General features: G+C 64.4%; 13 protein-coding genes. 5 read left to right on the plus strand and 8 right to left on the minus strand.

What is annotated here, in order from left to right; translation table 11 throughout:
• Nucleotides 1-70: 70 nt before the first annotated feature.
• The 3 genes from CR152_RS23405 to CR152_RS23415 all read right to left on the minus strand — a co-directional run bounded on the left by CR152_RS23405 (nt 71) and on the right by CR152_RS23415 (nt 3690).
• Nucleotides 71-847: an XrtA-associated tyrosine autokinase gene (locus CR152_RS23405; protein WP_307718592.1), complete on the minus strand. Its 777-nt coding sequence runs from the start codon at nt 845-847 to the stop codon at nt 71-73.
• 16 nt (nt 848-863) lie between these two features.
• On the minus strand, nt 864-2393 hold the full coding sequence (locus CR152_RS23410; RefSeq protein WP_099878997.1) for an XrtA system polysaccharide chain length determinant: 1530 nt from the start codon (nt 2391-2393) through the stop codon (nt 864-866).
• A 355-nt stretch (nt 2394-2748) separates the two neighbouring features.
• Complete coding sequence (locus CR152_RS23415; RefSeq protein ID WP_099879000.1) at nt 2749-3690, minus strand: EDSAP-1 family PEP-CTERM protein; 942 nt, start codon at nt 3688-3690, stop codon at nt 2749-2751.
• A gap of 306 nt (nt 3691-3996) precedes the next feature.
• Here CR152_RS23415 and CR152_RS23420 point away from each other — a divergent pair, with 306 nt between their 5' ends.
• Complete coding sequence (locus tag CR152_RS23420; protein ID WP_099879002.1) at nt 3997-4764, plus strand: N-acyl amino acid synthase FeeM domain-containing protein; 768 nt, start codon at nt 3997-3999, stop codon at nt 4762-4764.
• Nucleotides 4751-6442 (plus strand): FAD-binding oxidoreductase, encoded by a 1692-nt coding sequence (locus tag CR152_RS23425; protein WP_099879004.1) that lies wholly within the window; start codon nt 4751-4753, stop codon nt 6440-6442. The genes CR152_RS23420 and CR152_RS23425 overlap by 14 nt, the downstream gene beginning before the upstream one ends.
• 65 nt (nt 6443-6507) lie before the next feature.
• On the opposite strand, the gene prsT is transcribed toward CR152_RS23425, so the two are convergent.
• Nucleotides 6508-9291 (minus strand): XrtA/PEP-CTERM system TPR-repeat protein PrsT, encoded by a 2784-nt coding sequence (gene prsT / locus CR152_RS23430; protein ID WP_099879006.1) that lies wholly within the window; start codon nt 9289-9291, stop codon nt 6508-6510.
• A gap of 364 nt (nt 9292-9655) precedes the next feature.
• On the opposite strand from prsT, the gene CR152_RS23435 reads away from it, so the two are divergent.
• Nucleotides 9656-10714 carry an SDR family oxidoreductase gene (locus CR152_RS23435; protein WP_099879008.1) on the plus strand — a complete coding sequence of 353 codons (1059 nt, stop codon included), beginning with the start codon at nt 9656-9658 and terminating at the stop codon, nt 10712-10714.
• Between the two features lie 156 nt (nt 10715-10870).
• Here CR152_RS23435 and CR152_RS23440 read toward each other — a convergent pair whose 3' ends face one another.
• From CR152_RS23440 to CR152_RS23450, 3 genes are read right to left on the minus strand one after another with little or no spacing between them, the layout of a single operon-like run.
• Nucleotides 10871-12250 (minus strand): SpoVR family protein, encoded by a 1380-nt coding sequence (locus CR152_RS23440; RefSeq protein ID WP_099879010.1) that lies wholly within the window; start codon nt 12248-12250, stop codon nt 10871-10873.
• The gene (locus CR152_RS23445) at nt 12247-13416 is read right to left on the minus strand and encodes a DUF444 family protein (protein WP_099879012.1); all 1170 of its coding nucleotides are present in this window, start codon (nt 13414-13416) and stop codon (nt 12247-12249) included. The genes CR152_RS23440 and CR152_RS23445 overlap by 4 nt, the downstream gene beginning before the upstream one ends.
• A 20-nt stretch (nt 13417-13436) precedes the next feature.
• Nucleotides 13437-15401, minus strand: a complete 1965-nt coding sequence (locus tag CR152_RS23450; RefSeq protein WP_229413539.1) for a serine protein kinase — start codon at nt 15399-15401, stop codon at nt 13437-13439.
• Nucleotides 15402-15636: 235 nt separating this feature from the next.
• Here CR152_RS23450 and CR152_RS23455 point away from each other — a divergent pair, with 235 nt between their 5' ends.
• Both CR152_RS23455 and CR152_RS23460 read left to right on the plus strand, forming a co-directional pair.
• Nucleotides 15637-16140 (plus strand): pyridoxamine 5'-phosphate oxidase family protein, encoded by a 504-nt coding sequence (locus CR152_RS23455; RefSeq protein WP_099879016.1) that lies wholly within the window; start codon nt 15637-15639, stop codon nt 16138-16140.
• Between the two features lie 50 nt (nt 16141-16190).
• Nucleotides 16191-17387 (plus strand): DUF445 domain-containing protein, encoded by a 1197-nt coding sequence (locus tag CR152_RS23460; RefSeq protein WP_099882695.1) that lies wholly within the window; start codon nt 16191-16193, stop codon nt 17385-17387.
• 32 nt (nt 17388-17419) lie between these two features.
• On the opposite strand, the gene CR152_RS23465 is transcribed toward CR152_RS23460, so the two are convergent.
• The gene (locus CR152_RS23465; RefSeq protein WP_099879018.1) at nt 17420-17728 is read right to left on the minus strand and encodes a hypothetical protein; all 309 of its coding nucleotides are present in this window, start codon (nt 17726-17728) and stop codon (nt 17420-17422) included.
• Nucleotide 17729 lies beyond the last annotated feature (1 nt).

Raw genomic sequence — 17729 nt, forward strand, 5'->3', positions numbered from 1 at the left:
GCGCTGCCAGGCCGCACGGTACCGGCCTGGTCCGGATGCCAGCGCCGGCAACGGCTGGCGCCACCGGCTGCTAGTCGTAATAGCCGTGGTAGTGCTCGCCCGGGAAGGCGCGTGCCTTGTTGCAAATGAGGTCGACGCGGGCGCAATTGTCGAGCCGGGCCAGCGCATCCTTGACCTGGCGCTGGGTGGTGGTTTCCGACTCGACCACCATCACCACCTGGCCCATTTGCGACGCCAGCACCCCCGCCTCGGTGGTCAGCAGCAAGGGCGGCGAATCGAAGATGACGATCCGGTCCGGATAGCGGCTGGCGATTTCGGAGAGCAGCTTGCTCATCGCATGGCTGGCCAGCAGTTCGGTGGCGTGCTTGTTGTTGCGGCCCGCCGGCAGCAGGCTCAAGGTCGGGATATTGGTCTTGAGGATCACTTCCGACAGGCTCAGGTCGTTTCCCAGCAAAATATCCATCAAGCCCAGTCCGGGCGCCAGACCCAGCACCCGCAGCACCGAGGGCCGCGCCACGTCGGCGTCGATCAGCAGCACCGTGTGGTCTTTTTCCATGGCGATGCTCATCGCCAGGTTGATCGCGCAGTAGGTCTTGCCTTCGCCGGGCAGGGCGCTGGTGACGACGATCAGGTTGCCGTGCCGCACGCCGCCGGAGACCGCCGCGCGCGCGTTGCGCAGCAAGGGCCGCTTGATGATGCGGAAATCCTCGGCCACGCTGGTGCGCCCGCCATCGTGGGTGACCATGCCCATCTGGTGCAGGCGCGCCAGGTTGATGTCGACGTCGCGCGCCGGCTCCGCAGGATGGCCGTCGGCCGGCGCGGCGGCCGCAATGAGGGAACTGTCCACGTTGTACTCCCTGAGGTTAACCCGTAAGAAATCCGGATAGCATGACCGCGCCGTACACGCTCAGCAGGCCAGCGAAGGCCAGCCCGAGCAGGTACTGGCCGCGCCGCAGCTTGCGCCGTTCGGTATCGGTCCAGCTCATCGAGACCGTGCCGATCACATTGAGCCCGGTGATTTCGCGCAGCGCGCTCGGGCTGACGAAGGTCGGACGGACCTGGCTGATCAGGAACGCCACGCCCAGCCCGGCGCACAGGGCGATGACCAGCACGCCGCTGTAGAACAGGCGGCGGTTGGGACCGACCGGGGCGACCGGCATGGTGGGCGGATCGATGATGCGGAAGGTCATCATTTCGGTCGAGGAACTCAGGTCGCCCGACAGCTTGGCCGACTCGCGCCGCGCGATCAGTTTTTCGTAGTTATCTTTGTTGATTTCATAGTCGCGGTTGAGCTGGGCCAGCTGCGATTCGACTTCGGGCACGGCGTTGCTCTGCTCCTGCAGGCGGTCGTGGCGCACGCTGTATTCGTGCACGCGCACGCGCATGGCGGCCACCTTGGCATCCGCTTCGGTCAGGGCCACCTTGAGCTGCTGCAGCATGGGGCTGTAGAAACGGCCGGGGTCGCCGTCGCGCTCGGCCAGCTTGCTTTCCTCGATCTTGCGCGCTTCGAGCTGGGCCAGCAGGCGGCGCGCGGCGATCACGTCGGGGTGCAGGTCGGTGTACTGCAGGCGCAGGGTGTCGAGATTTTTGTTGATCGCGGCCATGCGCGCATCGATGTCGGGATTGACGATGGTGCGCGCACGCGCGGCGGCGCCGGCCGGCTGCGGATCGCCATTGATGCGGGCCTGGATCGCCAGGCGCGCCTGTTCGGCTTCGAGCAGGTCGATGCGCGCGGTACTGAGCGCGTCGCTGGCGATGGCCAGCTGGGCGCTGTAATCGACGCCCTGGCGCGGCAGCAGGGCGCTGTTGCGCAGCTTGAATTCCTTGACCGTGTTTTCGGCCGCTACCAGGCGCTGCTCGTAGTTCTTGATCTGGTCGTCGATGAACCGGATGGCTTGCTGCGAATCGCCCTTCTTGCCCTTGAAGCTGCCTTCGAGGAAGATGGTCAGCAGCGATTGCACCACGTCGTGCACCTGCTTGGGATTATCGCCGCCGTACGTGATCGAATAGATATCGTTGGTGCTGGTGCCGGTGATTTTCAGGCGCGCGGCCAGCTCCTCGACCTGGCTTTCGCGCTGGCGCGGCGTGGTGGCGTCAACGTCGAGGTCGACCATGCGCAGCACGCGCTCCAGGTTCGGGCGGCTGAGCAGGGTGCGGCTCATGATCGAGACCTGCTGCTGCACGTTCGGGATGCTAGTCATGCCCGCCATCAGCGGCTTGAGGATGCTTTGGGTGTCGACGAACACGCGCGCCGAACTCTGGTAGTCGTTCGGCAGGCGCAGTACGACCACCCAGCCCGCGCCCGCCACCACCCACATGACGCCCACGGCGAGCCAGCGATATTTCCAGATGCCCCTTGCATGCAGCAGCATCTGGCTGATGAAGTCCTCCATATCGTGTGGGTCTCCGTAAGTCGGGCAGCGATCGGAAGGGCACCTGCCAGCTTCACTACGCGTTCGATTATATGTCTGAGGAAACAGTAAGATTCTGCTGATCACGGCCGCGTTGATTCGCGTCAACGGCGGCAAAAGCGGATGTCCGCGCCACCCTCGTGCAAGAAAAAACAGCCCGGCCAGGAGCGCTCCTGACCGGAAAAATGCAGGCTGCCAACGAGCCGTGCATCAGGGTCCCCGCCGGGCATCCGGCGCCCGCATCCCAGGCCGGCGCGGACGGCGCAGCAGCGGTTGCGGACCCTGCGATGGCTTCGGACCACCAAGCCATCTTCTTCTTGTTTGCATCGTGTCCGGCTTACTTGCGGCGGCGTGCCAGCAGCGACATGCCCAGCAGGCCGAGGCCGAAAATCGCCAGGCTGCCCGGTTCGGGCACCGCCACCGTGTCCTGCAGCGCATTGGCCAGGGTGGTCTGGTTGATCGTCAGCTGGTAGGTATCGACCTTGTTGAGCCAGGGCGTGACCGCCGAGAAGCTCATCTTGCCCGGGTTATAGGTCGACATGCCGGGGAAGCTGTCGGTGCGGCTGACATTCCCAAAGCTGTTCAGTTCGCCCGGCTGATAGGCGAACACGACCTGGCCGGTACTCATGTTCATGATGTTCATGCTCCACGACAGGCGCGCGATGGCATTGGTCTCCATGCCGGCGCCGGTGCTGGCATAGGCCTGGGTGAAAGGGGTGCCGTCGAAGGCGATGGTCATGGTTTCGCCCACGCCGAGGGTGAAGTTGAACGAGGTCGAGGTGCCCACGTCGGAGTCGCCGGCGGCCTCGCCATCGGTAGCCAGGGAAGCGTCGGCGCGCGTTTCGGCGCGCACGCCGGCTTCTTTCGTGCCGATGGTCATGGCGCTGCCGGTCATGTTCTGGTCGGCGTAGCCGAAGGTGCCGGGCACTGGCGGGGGGCCGGAAAAGGCGGTGAAGTTGTTTTCGGCGCGGGGCGGATTGGGCAGTCCGACAAACTGATGGGCGACGTCGGGTGAGGTGCCGCTGAGGATGCCGCGGTTTTGCGGTTTTGCGGCCAACACCACGCCGTCGAGGGAGGCGGTGGCATGGGCCGAATTGGTGCCGTCGAGCATAGTGAAATCCGTCGACTTGAAGGCAGCACCGCTGGAATGGAGCAGGCGGAAATTGTCGACAACGAGGACGGCCTGGGCAAATGCATCGGCGCGCGCACCGTTCATGGCGGCCAGGCAAAGGCCGGCAATCGCCGCGTTTTTCAACAGTGATGTCGGGACTAGTTTCATAGTGAACTCTCCGGTGGGGATGAAGTGGGGAAGCGTCGACAGCTTGCGGCGCCGCCGTGCCTACCCTGTATGCAGCAAGCGTGCCAGCTCGATTTCACTCATCAAATCAACGACTTGCGATTCCGAGCTCGGCAGTTACGGCGGTTCCGGGCGGGCCTGCAAAAATTCCCGACGTCGCGCGTTTGTTGCAGAACAATGGCGCGCGGGACAGCGTGAACTTCCGTACGGATGGCCCTGTCTGACCTACACAACTTTGCGCGCGGGCCGGCAGGCGGCACGCACGATCACGTGGAAGGAAAGAGAGCCATGTTTCAAGACGAGCTACCGATTGCAACGTTCGAGATGCCGGCGGGCTTACGCGAGCCGGACGGGGGCGTCGCCACGGCGACCGAGCCCGATCCGGGCCAGGCGATGCAGGAATTTCATATCCGCCTGGCCAACTCGGCGGGACGGCGCGAAGCCGCAAGCCTGCTGATCCGCAAGATGTACGGCTGGCGCGGCTATGCCTTCGAGCCCAGCCTGCATCACGACCCGCACAAGGTCACCCTGTATGCGGAGACGGGCGGGGTGCTGGTCGGCACCATGAGCCTGTGCCTGGACAGCGAATTCCGGCTGCCGGCCGATGACAATTTTCGCGACAAGCTCGACCTGCTGCGCAGCCAGGGACGGCGCCTGTGCGAGCCGTCGCGCCTGGCAATCGACAAGGGCGTGACCAAGCGCGTATTCGCCTCGCTGATCCACATCTCTTATCTGTACTCGCACAAGCTGCACGGGTTCACCGATTACGTGATCGAGGTCAATCCGCGCCACGTGATGTTCTACAAGCGCATGCTGGGCTTTAGCGACTTCGGCAGCGAGCGTCCGTGCCACCGGGTCGGCGCGCCCGCCGTGCTGCTGCGCCTGCCGCTGGCGGAGATGGGCGAGCAGATCCGCAAATGGGGCGGCCTGATGGAGCAGCATGGCGAGGAGCGCTCCTTCTATCCGTACTTCTTTCCGCAGCATGACGAGCCCGGCATTACCGCGCGCCTGAACGGCGGGTATCGCGCCAACGGAGGCCGCGATGCGTATTATTGAGGAGCAAAAATTCCGACACGAGCAGCCTGATTCCGGGTGGAAGCGCGGCGTGCTGGCGGCGCTGCGCCTCATCGTCGGCGCCGAGCACGCCAGCGACGACCCGGCCGCGCTGCGGCGCTACACCTGCAGCACGGCCGCGCGCAGCACCGTGCCGCTGGCGGTGGTGCGCCCGGGCTCGCAGGCCGAGGTGGTGGCGCTGGTGCGGCTGGCGGGGGCGCGCGCGCTGCCGCTGTATCCGCTCAGCACCGGGTGCAACTGGGGCTACGGCGATGCCTGCGCGGTAGGCGACGCCCAGCTCATCGTCGACCTGGGCAGGATGAACCGCATCGTCGAGGTTGACGCCGAACTCGGCTACGCGGTGATCGAACCGGGCGTGACCCAGCAACAGTTGTCGGATTATTTGCACAGCGAAAAGCTGAACTGGTGGATCGATTGCACCGGTGCCGGCCCCGACACCAGCTTCATGGGCAATATCCTGGAACGCGGCTTCGGTCACTCGCCGTACGGCAACCGGCTGCAGCACGTATCCGGCATGCACATCGTGCTGGCCAGCGGCGAGGTGCTGGCGACCGGCTTCGGCCACTATCCGCAGGCGCGTGCGGCCCATCTGTTTCCTTATGGTGTAGGGCCGTTTCTGGACGGGATGTTCACGCAATCGAATTTCGGCATCGTCACGCGCATCGGCATCTGGCTGCAGCCCGCCGCCGACTGCGTGAACCATTTTCTGTGCACGATGTCTGAACATGAAGATATCGGTCCTGTGGTCGATGCATTGCGCCCCCTGCGCATGAACGGCACGCTGCGCAGCATTGTTCATATTGGCAATGACTTGCGCGTGATCTCGGGCGGCCGCGTGTTTCCCCGATCGCTGGCGCCGGACCAGTCCAGCCTGCCGCCGGCGGTGCGTGGCAGCTTGCGCGAGGCGGCGGCGGTGGGCGCATGGACGGTGTCGGGGGCGCTGTACGGAAGTGCCGCGCAGGTGGCGGCTGCCCGCGCGGCAATCAAGGTGGCCTTGCGCGGCACGCGCGCGCGGACAGCGTTCTTGAGCGAACGCAAACTGCGCTGGGGCGCTGCCATGGCGCGGCTACTCGGATCGTCGCGGGCGGGCTTGCGCCTGCGCGCACAGGTCGGCCTGGGCGAGGCGCTGTTTGCCATGAATCGCGGCAAGCCGAACGGACGCTTTCTCGCCGGCGCTTACTGGCGTCGGCGCCAAGCGCTGCCGGCCGGCTTTCCGCACAAGGCCGATCCGGCACTGGATAACTGCGGCATGCTCTGGATTTCGCCGGTGCTGCCGATGCGCGGGAAGGATGTGCTGGACTTGCACGCGCTGGTCGAGCCGCTGTTCGCCGCGCACGGGTTTGATTTGTTCGTCACGTTCAGCATGATTAACGAACGCGCGCTGGGCGCGGTATTAACGATTGCCTATGACAAGGAGGATGCAGCCGAGGTGGCGCGCGCGAAGGAGTGTTACCGGGCAGTGTTCGAGAGCGTGATGGAGGCTGGCTATATCCCTTATCGGGTCGGCAACCAGTCAATGGCTGCGCTCGATCCGGGCGGCGATGTGTATTGGAACACCGTGGCCCGGATCAAGGCAGCGCTTGACCCGGAAGGGCTGATCGCCCCCGGACGCTACGAGCCGGGCCGCGCGAAGGGGCTGGTGGCGGGCGGCGCCGGCTGAACGGATAGCTTGCCGGTCCTTGTAAGGTCGCACCACGGACATGCCCGGCTGCGCATGGCCCGCGACTACAGCGTGCGCAGCAGCGCGGCTGCCTGTTCGTGATGCGCTGAACGCTGCGGTTGCGCCAGCAAGCGCTCCAACTCGCGCCGCGCAGCCCGTTTGTCGCCCGAGCGCGCCAGAGCCGTGCTGAAATGGAAGTGGATATTCCCGGCGGCGGGCGCCAGCGCGCTGGCCTTCTGCAACAGGGGAAGGGCGCGCGCCAGATCGCCGCGTTCGGTGTAGATCCAGCCCAGGGTGTCGAGCACGGCAGGGTTTCCCGGCGCCAGCGCGTGAGCCCGCTCGGCGAAGGCTTGCGCGCGGCTGTCGCCGCTCTGCTGACAAGCCCAGGCGAGGTCGTTGAGCGCGATGACATTGTCCGGCTCGACCTTGAGCACGGCTTCCAGATGGCCGATGGCGGCCTTGTAGTTGCCCGCGACGAGCTTGCTGCTGGCATAGTACAGCCGCGCCGGAACATCGGACGGCCGGTCGCGGAACCAGTTGGCCATGCGCACATCGGCGTCGGCGGCGCGGCCGAGTTTGTTCAGTGCACCGTGTATCTGGATCAGCAGAGCGCCATCGGGCTTGCGTTCGAACGCGCGCTCCCAGGCAGCGAGCGCGGCGGCGTGCTGGCCCTGGGCGGCGAGCGCGTCGCCTTCGAGCTTGTAGCCGTTGGCCGATTCCGGTTTGCGCTGCTGGACATCACGGGCCAGCGCGCGCGCTTCGGAAAATTTTTGTTGCCTGACCAAGATATTGAGCATGGTCATCTGGGCATCGAACAGGTTCGGGTCGATGGTGAGCGACTGGCGCAGGGAGGTGAGGGCGGCGTCATCCTCGCCCCGTTCCAGTTGCAGGCTTGCCATACGGACCAGCGGCACGGGCGAGGCCGGTACCAGTGCGGCGAGACGCGAGTAAGCGTCGAGGGCTGCGCCCAGATCCTGGTTGAGCACGTAAATCTGCGCCAGCATGGCAGTGGCTTCGGGGCTGGAGGGATTGGCAGTTTCCAGCGTGCGCGCCAGCTGCAGCGCTTTGGCCTTGTTGCCCGCCCGCGCATACAGATCGGCAAGGCGCAATCCGAGTGGCAGGGCGTCGGGTTCGATCTGGCGGGCGCGTACGAGCCAGGCGACGGCATCGGCGGTTTTTCCCTCGCGTTGCGCCAGTCCGGCCAGCGCTTCAAGCAGCGCGCGGTTGCGCGGCGCTTTGGCGAGTGCCGCTTCGTAGCGCCTGCGGGCGTCGGCCGGTTTGCGCTCGGTCAAGTCGAGCTGCGCCAAGTTGGCCAGCGCGGGCAGATACAGAGGTTCGAGCGCCAGCGCGCGGTTGAAGCTGGCGCGTGCCAGGGTGGCTTCGCGGCGGGCCAGATAAACGCCGCCTTTCAAGTTCTGGACCAGCGGATTGTCGTCGCGCCGTTCCATTTCCTGCGCGCTGGCAAGTGCTTTGTCCGTGTTCTTCGCCCGCAGATGCGCCATGACCAGCAGGATGCCGACGCGGGGCGCGTTGGCGTCGAGCGCGGCGGCGCGTTCCAGCTCGGCGACGGCGCGGCCGGTGTCGCCGCTGCCCAGACGGCTGAGCGCGAGCGAGGTCCGCAAACCGGCGACCTTGGGCTGCAGGGCGCTGGCCTGTTCGAACAGGGTGGTCGCGGCGCCGAACTCGCGCGCGCGCAGCCTCGCTTCGCCGGCCAGGGTCAGCAGTTCGACGTCGTTTGGATGATCGGCAAGCAGTGGCATGAGCAGGTCGAGCGCGGCGTGGGGCGCGTTCGCGCGCACTTGCAGTGAGCTCATCAGCTTGGTGGCATACACATGGCGCGGATACGCCGCAAGAAACTTCTGCAGATGCTGTTCAGCCTGGCCGGTCGCGCCCAAGGCCGACTGCACCGCGCCGGCCAGCAGAATTGCCGGGTAGTGGTCGGGCGCAACGCGCAAAACTTGCTGCACCGATTGCAGCGACGCCGCCAGTTTCTGCTCGCGGAAGTCGACCATGGCTTGTGCGTAAGTGACCGCCAGGGATGCGCCGGCCACCTTGCGCGCCGCGGCAATGGCTTCGCGCGCTGCACTGAAGCGGCCGGCATCGAGGTGCAGATTGGCCACGTCCAGCCGGGCTTGTACGTGGTGCGGCCGTTTTGCCAGAATGCGCTCGTGCGCCGCCAGGGCCTGATCGGGTTTGCCGGCAGCGCGCAGCAAGTCGGCGTGAAAGCGCAGGCAATCGATATTGTCGGGATTGGCGGCAAGCGCGCGTCGCATCAGCCGCGCCGCTTCGTCATGCTGGTTACCGGCCACGGCCAAGCGCGCCATGCCGAGCAGGGCGTCCGGCAAGTCGGGATGCAGCGACAGCGCTTGTGCGAACAGCGCCGTGGCTTTGGCGGGATCGTCGGTGCCCAGCAGGGCATGGCCGCGCAAGGCCAGGATCGCGGGACGCTGGGCCGGCGGCGCTGCCGGATCGACATCGCTCAGCAGGCGCTCATACTGGCCCTGCATCAACAGCGTCTGGCCGATGAGCAGGGGAAGTTCGGGAAGGGCCGCACCGAGGTCGCGCGCGCGCCGCAACTCTTTTTCGGCAGACGGGGCGTCAGCTTGCTCCAGGTAGACCTCGCCCAGCAGCAGGCGCGCGTCGCGGTCGGCGCTATTTTTCTGGATTGCATTCTTGAGCACGATGACCGCCGCCCGCGCATCGCCCTTGGCGCGAAGCTCCTTGGCCTGCTTCAGCATGGCGGCAGGGTCGGTCTCTTTGCAGCCACCGAGAAGGGTGGCGAACAGCAAGGCAAGGGCGACGGCGGTGGCGGCCAAGGGGCGTGGCCACCTGGATAAAGAGTGGGACATAACATTCTCCTGACGGGCCAGGGCACTGGCATCCCTCACAGGGTAGGGTGTCGGTACGGCAAGTCCTTGTGTGGTATCAACGTTTTTCGTTTGTGCAAATGACGGCCTGATCCGCGTGAAGTTGCTGTAAATCAAAAGTTGACAGGCGGTGCTCCGTAGAATTTCTTTGGACGCCGTTTTGTTGCGACCGGGCACTGCATTGCAAGGTCCGATTGTGCAAACGTGAGTGCCGCTGTTGCCGGCGTGGTTGGCCGGTTTCCCGATTATTGGCGTCGTGCCGGCCCCGGCCCCGGGGCCGATGCGATGCCGCAGTACGCCGCAGGCCGCGCCGCGATGGCGCGGTCTGCTCAGTCTGGAGACGTTGATGCCGAGCACCCCTGTAAATAGCCGCTACCAGCATGCCCTCGCCAGTCTGCGCGAGACGCCGCACCACTGGCTCATCACCGGCGTGGCCGGTTTCGTTGGGTCCAATCTGCTGGAAACGCTGCTCCGGCATGGCCAGCGGGTCACCGGGCTCGACAACCTGATGACCGGCTATCGCGCCAACCTCGCCCAGGTGCGCGCCGTCGTGCCGGCCGAAGCGTGGGCGCGTTTCGACTTCATCGAGGGCGACATCCGCTGTCTGGACAGTTGCCGGCGCGCCTGCCAGGGCGTCGATATCGTGCTGCATCAGGCGGCGCTCGGTTCGGTTGGCCGCTCGATCGCCGATCCGATCCTCACCAGCGACGTCAACCTGATCGGGTTCCTGAACATGCTGGTGGCCGCGCGCGACGCCGGCGTGCGGCGCATCGTGTATGCGGCGTCGAGCGCGACCTATGGCGACCATCCCGGCTTGCCCAAGGTGGAAGACCATATCGGCCGCCCGCTGTCCCCGTATGCGCTCACCAAGCACGTCAATGAAGTGTATGCGGAGATGTTTGCCCGCTGCTACGGTACCGATGCGATCGGCCTGCGCTACTTCAATGTGTTCGGCCCGCGCCAGGACCCGCGAGGCGAGTACGCAGCCGTCATTCCCCAGTGGTTCGATGCGATGATCCATAACCGCCCGCTGCGCATCAACGGCGATGGCGACAGCAGCCGGGATTTTTGCTTTGTCGACAATGCGGTGCAGGCGAACCTGCTCGCCGGCCTGGTGGACGATCCGGCGGCCGTGAATCAGGTGTACAACGTGGCGGTGAACGCGCGCACCAGCCTGAATGAACTGTTCGCCATGATGCGTGCGCTGCTGGCCGAGCGATTTGCGCACATGGAGGGCTACCAGCCGGAATATGGCGCCTTCAGGGCGGGCGATGTGCGCCACTCGCAGGCCGATATCTCAAAAGCTGCGCGCCTGCTTGGCTACCAACCGACGCACCGTCTGGAAGACGGCTTGCATGAGGCGCTCGAATGGTATGTTGCCCATACAGGTGCGCCAACACCATGAACGCAATGTCACCCCAGCCCACCCGCAGTGGACGCGCGTAGCCGGATCACAGATGGACGATACGCCAGGAACTGTCGACTCGGTACACATCTTGTGCTCGGCCGGCGTCTCGGGCCGCACCCCAATTGCGGCGCGCTCACTGCGGCCCGTTCATCGTCAAAGTTTTCGTGCCGGCAGCACACGCACCACCCCGCGGAAGTCGACGGTGTGCAAGGTCACCGGCTGGCGCCATACCCTTTTCACGTAGTCCATCACTTTTTCCGCCTGCGGCAGCTCGAGGCCACGCCCGTCGCGCAGGTAATCGTGGTGCAGCGCCAGGGCGCCGTCGGGCCCGACCTGGCTGACCGCGATGCACGGCGCGCCATAGTTGAATTTTGGCGCCAGAATCGCTTCGCGGATCTGGTGAATGTCGCGGCTGGCAATCCTGGTGTCGCCATCCTGGCGCGTTTCATAGACGAACAGGTCGAGCTTGTCGGCCAGTTCCTTGTCCAGGTAATTGCGCACGAAGCCAAAGTCATCTTCCTCGCGGCAAATCCGGCGCGCCTGTTCCAGGCCGTGCTTGTCGATGATGTGTTCCCACAATGAGAAACCGAGGTGGTACGGATTGAGCGACAACGCCAGCTGCTGGCCGCTGGCGAACGGGCGCACCACGTCCGAATGCGATTTGATCGCCGATACGTACAGATCGTGCGGCAGGAACGTTGCCTCGCGCAGCAGCCGGGCGTGCCAGTACGAGGCCCAGCCCTCATTCATGATCTGGCAGGCATGGATCGGGTGGAAGTAATAGGCTTCCTCGCGCACCGCCAGGAAAATGTCGCGTTCCCAGTCTTCCATCTCGGGCGCATACTGGGCGATGAACCACAGCAGGTCGTATTCGGGCTGGGGCGGCAGTGGCGTTCGCTGGGGCGGATCGTTGCGTGCGGGTTCGACATGCTCGCCGGGCAGGCGCGCGAAGCGGTCGTGGAAGTGATTGACCTCGGGACCGGTGCGCGGAGTGACGAATTCGGGATAGCGTGGCCGGTGCAGCGCTTGATTGATGTCGATATGCGTTTCGAGCGCGAGCGCGGCATCGAGCACCGCTTCGACCCGATCCTGCCCATGCGCGCCAAGCGCCCGTTCGAGGCGATGCGCCCGGGCCGCGCTTTGCTCGAGAATCTGACCGCCCGCCATCGCCATAAAGCGCGAAAACAATTGATTATTCTTGGCGAAATCGGCGTGGCCCAGCACGTGCGCGGTGACCAGCGTGTTCTCGGCCAGGGAGTTTTGTTCAAGCATGAACGCATGGCAGGGGTCGCCGGGGAACATGACTTCAAATATTTTCGAGTGGCCCATGTGCTGGCGCACCAGCTGGTGAATGTAGCGCACGCCAAAGGACCAGTGCCGCATGCGAACAGGCAAACCATAAACAGCAATCTCGACCATAAAATTGCTGGGCACCAGATCGAAGTTGACCGGATAGAAATCCATGCCGAGTTCGATCGCCAGCGCTTCCAGGCGCGCGGAGTAGTCGGCAAGAATGGCGCTGGCGTCGCTCATGGCGCCGCCTCCTTTGCCGCGTGCTCGCCTTCGCTGACAAAGAACTTGCGCAGCGCGCTCCAGACATCGTCCGGATTGCTGAGGACGGTGCTGCCGATGGCGACGCCGCGCCGTTGCAACTCATTGCACAGGCGCCGCATCTCGGTTTCCAGCGTGCGCGGCGCGCCAGGCAGCGTTTCGATGTAGCCGGTGTAGTTCAACAGCTTGCCCAGTTCGGTCAGGGCGGTGCTGGTCGCGGTCCGGTCTTCGGTAAAATTTTCACCATCGGACGCGTAGAACATGTAGAGATTGTTCTGGGCGGGATCGAGCTCGGTGCGAATCAGTTCCAGCACCAGGCGGAAGGCACTCGACGCCATCGTGCCGCCGGTGCCGGTGACTTGGAAGAACTCGCTCTCGGTAAATTCCCAGGCGTGGGTGGTATGGGCGATGAAGCGCGTCTCGACCCGGGCATACTGGCGCCGGATGCCTTGCAGCGCGAAGAAAAAGAAGGACTTGGCGAGCTTGCGCTCGTGTTCGCTCATGCTGGCCGAAACATCGATGACGAACAGGATGGTCGCGCCGGTACTCGGACGCTGCCGGGACACCAGTTGCCGGAAGCGCAGGTCGTCGTTCGTGAAGGGCACCGGATCGGCCTGCACGGCACGCCGCTTGATGGCTTCCTTGACGGTACGGCGCCGGTCCAGGCGCGAGCGGGCGCCGCGCTTGTCCCAGCCCTCGCGCACCAGTTCCACCTCGTCGATGCGCGCGCTGTTCCTCGGCTTGAGCTCGGGCAGTTTCAGTTCTTCCCACACCCAGTCCATGACGTCGTCGATCGGCAATTCGAGCAGCAGCCGCACGTCGCCTTCCTGGTTGCCGCCTTCGCCCGGCGTGCCGCCATCGTCCGCCTGCTCCGGCAAACCGGGCTGCAGCACATCGCCGGGCTGGCCCACGCCCTGGCCGGCGCCGGTCTGGCTGCGGCTGTCGGCGAGGCGGAAGCGGGCGTGTTCGAGCAAGCGCACGGGCACCTGGACGGTGCGGTCCTGCGGACCGGTGATCAGGTCGGGGCCGGCAATGAGCTCGGGCAGGTGGCTGTGCACGGCGTCACGCACCTTGTCGTTATGGCGCAGCCAGTCGCGCGCTCCGCGCGAGAACAGGTCGTACCACGCCGTGTTGATTGTCGCCGTCACGCCATATCTCCAGGACCCGGCTATTCTTGTGCCAGCAAGGTCGTTACGTAGTTGAGCGCTTCGCGCGCGCTGTGGCTGTCGTAGCCGTATTCATCGACCAGCCGCTTCTCGACGGCGGAAATCTTGGTGCGGATATCGTCATCGGGACGCTTGGCCGAGCTGACCAGCCGCAACACATCGCGTCGCTGTTCGAACAGATATTGTTGTACCGCGTCATTCAGTTGAAGATGGCTCTCCAGGCTGAACCTGGTGCCGCGCTTGTAGGCGCCCATCGCCTTGCGCACGACTTCCTGCCGGAACGATTGCTTGCCCGACTCCGAAATATGGATCTTTTCCTCGACCGCGCGCAAAAACCGTTCGTCGGGCCGCCGCTCTTCATTGGTGATCGGGTCCTTGATCTGGCGGTTGTCGAGCATGGCTTCAACCTCATCGAGATACTTGTTGAGCAAATCCTGGGCTTCCTGCTCGAACGATACGAACAGCGCCTTGTGGACGTCTTCCTTGACCCAGCGGTTGTAAAAATCCTTGCGCGTCAGCACCAGGTAGTCGACCCATTTGCGTTTTTTCTTGGGATCGATGCGGGCATCGCTCTCGATGCCATCTTTCAATGCCAGCAGTACGTCCATGGTCGACAGGCTCTTGCGGTTGGACTGAATGATCGCGTTCGACAGTGCATTGATCACGAAGCGAGGCGAGACTCCGGCCAGGCCCTCGTCCGGCGCCTTGTCCTTTTCTTTGACACGCCGGACATCGGCGCGGTTCACTCCTTCGACTTCTTCGTTGGCGTGAATGCGCACTTTCTTGACCAGCTCCACGTCTTTCTCGTCGCCGTCCTGGATGCGGCTCAGAATGGCGAACACGGCCGCCGCGTGCAGCACATGCGGGTCGAGGTGCACGTCGCGAAACGCCGGGGCCGCCGAAGAAATGAGTTTTTTGTAGATGCGCGCTTCCTCCTTGTAGTTGAGCGTGTAGGGAACCTGGATGATGACCATGCGGTCGAGCAGCGCTTCGTTTTCGCTCTCTTGCAGGAATTTGCGGAACTCGGCCAGGTTGGTGTGCGCCAGAATGGTTTCGTCGAGGTAGATGAGCGGAAAGCGCGACACCTTGACGTTCTTTTCCTGGGTGAGGGTGAGCAGCAGGTACAGGAATTCGCGCTTGACCTTGAGGATTTCGATCATTTCCAGCACGCCGCGGCTGGCCGCGTACACGGCGCCCGACCACGACCACGCGCGCGGATCGCCCTCGTCGCCGTACTGCGCCACCTTGGACAGGTCGACCGAGCCGACCAGATCGGCCAGATCGGCCGTGGTGGGGTCGTGCGGGGCATACGTGCCGATGCCGCTGCGCCCGGATTCGGACACGAAAAAGCGTTCGACCGGCATCTGCATGAAGTCGCCGGCGTACTGGTCTTCCAGCCGCGCGCGGCAATGCGGACAGACTTCGCCGCTGATCTCGATGCCGTAGGTGTTGCGGCAACTGGCGCGCATGGTGTGCGGCACCAGGTGCAGGGGCGATTCGTGCACCGGGCAGCCGCCGATGCCGTACAGCGCGCCGTCGTCGGTGTAGCTGTACTCTTCCAGCCCGCGCTTGAGCAGGATCACCAGGGTCGACTTGCCGCCCGAGGGCGGTCCGAGCAGCAAGAGCAGGCGGCGCCCGACCTCGGAACCGGCGGCGGCCGCCTTGAAGTAGTCGACCACCCGGTCGATGGCGTCGTCGATGCCGAACAGGTCTTCGCCGAACAGGCGGCAGCGGAAATGGCCGTCGCCCGCTTCGGTACAGGTGGCGCGGATCATGTCCCAGATGTATTGGTGCGAGCTGCGCGTAACCTGATGCGGCGCGCGCGGCAGCACCTGGTCCATGAACTGGGCAAACGTGCCCGACCAGTGGCCAGCCCGGTGCTGGCGCGTGAAGACGCCCAGGCTCTCGATGAATGAGGCATGTGGGTCTTGCACGGTCGTCACTGGATCATCGCCGGAAATACTCACGTTGGCTCCTTGTTGGTCTTTTTTCAGTATCAGCGCGCGCTCAATGCGCAGACTGATACACATCAATGTGCGTAATTGAACCTATGGGAAGTTTTTCGAGCTGATGTGTTGAACCGCTTCTGACCCGTGGATGCCGCCAGCGTGCGGGGTAAGTTCGCTTGCGCACAGAAGCGCATGACTATTGCGATTACGATATAGTTTCTTAATAACCTAGAACAGCGTGAAGGAAAAGCCCATGTCAGCATTTACCCATTCCGATCAAGTGGCTGAACTCAGGTCCAAGATCAAGTCGATTCGCTTCGCCATGTTCACCACCGTCAATGAACAGGGCCGCCTCATCAGCCGCCCGATGACCAATCAGGAAACCGACAACGACGGCAACCTGTGGTTCTACACGTCCACCGATACCGAACTGTGGGAAGACATCGTGTCGCGCCCGGAAGTGAACGTCAGCTTCGCCGAGCCGGAAGACCATGTGTATGTCTCGGTCAGCGGCCGCGCCGAGCGCATCGTCGACCGCGCCAAGATCAAGGCCATGTGGAACCCGGCGGTCCAGGCCTGGTACCCGCACGGTCCGGATGATCCGCATGTCGTGCTGGTGCGCGTCGTTTCCAGCAGCGCCGAGTACTGGGATTCCAGCGCCGGCAAGGTGGTCAGCCTGTTCGAGATGGCCAAGGCCGTACTGACCGGCACGACTCCCGACGTCGATCCGGGCGAACACGGGAAGATCAACCTCTGAGCCAGTTCCACTCCGTGCACGAAAGCGAGCAGCAAGCCAGGCTGACGCGCATGCGTCTGATCGCCACCGGCCTGCTGGTGGCGATGGCCGTGCTGTTCGTCGTCGCGCGCCTGCTGGAGCCGCGCCACGCGGCTTTCGCCTTCGTGGGCGCGTTCGCGGAAGCGGCGATGGTCGGCGCGATTGCCGACTGGTTCGCCGTCACCGCCTTGTTCCGCCATCCGCTGGGCTTGCCCATTCCGCATACCGCCATCATTCCCACGAATAAGGAAAAGATCGGCGAGAATCTGGGCAATTTTCTCGAAACGAATTTCATGAGCTATGACGTCGTGCATGCCGAACTGGTGCGCATTGACTTCGCCGGCTCGGCCGCGCACTGGCTGGCGCAGCCCGCCAACAGCCGCGCCGTGGCAGACCAGGCGGTCAGCGCGGTGCCGGTGCTGCTGCGCATGATCGACGACAAGGACGCCGCCGGCTTCCTGCGCGAAGCCCTGTCCGGCGCGCTGGAAGACGTCAAGCTCGCGCCCATCCTGTCGCAGGTATTGTCGGTGCTGGTAGCCGGGCGCCAGCACCATGTGCTGCTGGAGCGTTTGCTCGGGATCGTCTCCGGCGCGCTCGAAGCGCACCGTCCGTACATCCGCCAGAAAGTGCACGAGCACAGCCCGCGCTGGCTGCCACGGGCGATCGACGAGAAATTCTACGAACGCCTGATGGAAGGGGTGCAAAATACGCTGGAAGAAATCCAGGGCGAAGACAGCGAATGGCGCGTGCGTTTCCAGGCTGCCACCGAAGAGCTGATCGACAACCTGGCCCATTCACCCGAGTACGAAGCCAAATTGCGCGGCTTGCTGGAAAGTAGCCTGAGCCATCCCTTGTTCCGCACCTACGTCGGCCAGGTGTGGGAAGACGTGCGCGACCGCTTGCTGGCCGATGCCGAATCGGAAAATTCGCAGCTCTCCGCGCACTTGCAATCAGCGCTGCAAGCCTTCAGCCGCGCGCTGGAGCGCAATCCGGCGATCCAGCAGCGCATCAACGACTGGCTGCGCACCTTCGCCGCCGAGACCATCGTGGCCAAGCGCGAGCTGATCATCGCCCTGGTGCGGCGCGTGATCCGCAGCTGGGATGCGGAAACGATCGCGCGCAAGTTCGAGCTGCATGTCGGGCGCGATCTGCAATATATCCGCATCAACGGCACCATCGTCGGCGGGCTGGTGGGCCTGGCGCTGCATAGCGTGTCGCTGCTGTTTTAAGACTGGCGCGCGGCGCCTTGGCCGCGCGCCGCTTACTCCGCCACCACGCTGAAGAACACTTCCCCCTCGTAATGATCGTCCCAGTCGCCCGACCAGTCGCGCAGGCCGAACACGGCGTGCACGTTAACCCGGCGCGGCGCCAGAGGATCGATCTCCGTTTCCAGGCGTATTTCCAGATTGCCGAAATGATGGTCGTCGCGCGGCGAAAACGCCGCATCGAAGCCGATCAGCAAGGCCGTGGCCTGCGTGACCGCCGTCGGAAAAACAACTTCCGTACTTTCGCGCCGTGGGCCTTCGTTGCGCCTGCGGTTGAACGCGATATTGCCGTTGAGGATTTGCATG

It is taken from the genome of Massilia violaceinigra (assembly GCF_002752675.1).
GTDB classification, from domain to species: Bacteria; Pseudomonadota; Gammaproteobacteria; order Burkholderiales; family Burkholderiaceae_D; genus Telluria_A; species Telluria_A violaceinigra.

Coding starts and splice junctions, on each gene's coding strand:
- CR152_RS23410 (WP_099878997.1), bottom strand. CDS start 2,393: ATGGAGGACTTCATCAGCCAGATGCTGCTGCATGCAAGGGGCATCTGG.
- CR152_RS23415 (WP_099879000.1), bottom strand. CDS start 3,690: ATGAAACTAGTCCCGACATCACTGTTGAAAAACGCGGCGATTGCCGGC.
- CR152_RS23420 (WP_099879002.1), top strand. CDS start 3,997: ATGTTTCAAGACGAGCTACCGATTGCAACGTTCGAGATGCCGGCGGGC.
- CR152_RS23425 (WP_099879004.1), top strand. CDS start 4,751: ATGCGTATTATTGAGGAGCAAAAATTCCGACACGAGCAGCCTGATTCC.
- prsT (WP_099879006.1), bottom strand. CDS start 9,291: ATGTCCCACTCTTTATCCAGGTGGCCACGCCCCTTGGCCGCCACCGCC.
- CR152_RS23435 (WP_099879008.1), top strand. CDS start 9,656: ATGCCGAGCACCCCTGTAAATAGCCGCTACCAGCATGCCCTCGCCAGT.
- CR152_RS23440 (WP_099879010.1), bottom strand. CDS start 12,250: ATGAGCGACGCCAGCGCCATTCTTGCCGACTACTCCGCGCGCCTGGAA.
- CR152_RS23455 (WP_099879016.1), top strand. CDS start 15,637: ATGTCAGCATTTACCCATTCCGATCAAGTGGCTGAACTCAGGTCCAAG.
- CR152_RS23460 (WP_099882695.1), top strand. CDS start 16,191: ATGCGTCTGATCGCCACCGGCCTGCTGGTGGCGATGGCCGTGCTGTTC.
- CR152_RS23465 (WP_099879018.1), bottom strand. CDS start 17,728: ATGCAAATCCTCAACGGCAATATCGCGTTCAACCGCAGGCGCAACGAA.